The sequence below is a fragment of the Niastella populi genome, from assembly GCF_002078015.1.
Taxonomy (GTDB): domain Bacteria; phylum Bacteroidota; class Bacteroidia; order Chitinophagales; family Chitinophagaceae; genus Niastella; species Niastella populi.
The window spans coordinates 1-391 of sequence record NZ_LWBP01000163.1 but is presented as its reverse complement, the minus strand read 5'-3'; the positions used below and the strand labels follow the sequence as shown (position 1 = coordinate 391).

The 391-nt window shown below is 38.6% G+C and carries 1 protein-coding gene; it reads left to right on the top strand.

Translation table 11 applies throughout. From position 1 onward, the window contains the following. The coding region (locus tag A4R26_RS14325; protein WP_133054672.1) for a condensation domain-containing protein at positions 1-391 on the top strand (391 nt) is incomplete at both ends.

Below are 391 nucleotides of genomic sequence, written 5' to 3'. Positions count from 1 at the left end.
AGGTTCAGTCCCAGAGTGAACTGGGCATGGACCTGATGAGTCATATAATGATCTTTGAGAACTTTGCCGTAAAGGATCTGGAAGGCGAGGGTGTATTCAATACGCCAGGTGAAGAAGGGCTGTTCATAGAATCAATAGAATTCACTGACCAAAACAATTATGATTTCAATATAATAATTTCTCCCTCGCCCGCTTCATTAAAAATAGCAATCACATACAATACCAATCGTTACGATAAAACATCGCTTAAGCAGCTGGTAAATCATTTTGATAAATTGATCAATGAGTTCGCGCAAAACACTGACCAGTCTTTAAGCACATTTGATTACTTATCAGAGGAAGAGAAACATCAGCTGCTGTTTGCATTTAATGATACAGCAGTAGCTTATCC